This window comes from Paenibacillus sp. EKM206P, assembly GCF_011066155.1.
Lineage (GTDB): Bacteria > Bacillota > Bacilli > Paenibacillales > Paenibacillaceae > Paenibacillus > Paenibacillus polymyxa_D.
On the sequence record NZ_JAAMNQ010000114.1, the window covers coordinates 1 to 271 of the forward strand.

Here is a 271-nt window from a genome sequence, read left to right on the forward strand (position 1 = left end):
GGCTATAAGGGGACCCTCTGCTAAGGGGTTAGACTGCGAAAGTGGTGCGAGGGTTCGAATCCCTCTCTCTCCGCCATTTAGGACAAGCTAGCGAAATATTATGTTATGGCGGTGTAGCTCAGCTGGCTAGAGCGTACGGTTCATACCCGTGAGGTCGGGGGTTCGATCCCCTCCGCCGCTACCATACATACCCAGGAGGCTTAGCTCAGCTGGGAGAGCATCTGCCTTACAAGCAGAGGGTCGGGGGTTCGATCCCCTCAGCCTCCACCAT

General features: G+C 56.8%; 2 tRNA genes. Both read left to right on the forward strand.

Annotated elements, in window-relative coordinates:
- Positions 1–107 precede the first annotated feature (107 nt).
- Positions 108–184: transfer RNA gene (locus G9G53_RS25970), tRNA-Met, on the forward strand.
- A gap of 10 nt (positions 185–194) precedes the next feature.
- A tRNA-Val gene (locus G9G53_RS25975) sits at positions 195–270 on the forward strand.
- Position 271: the final 1 nt, after the last annotated feature.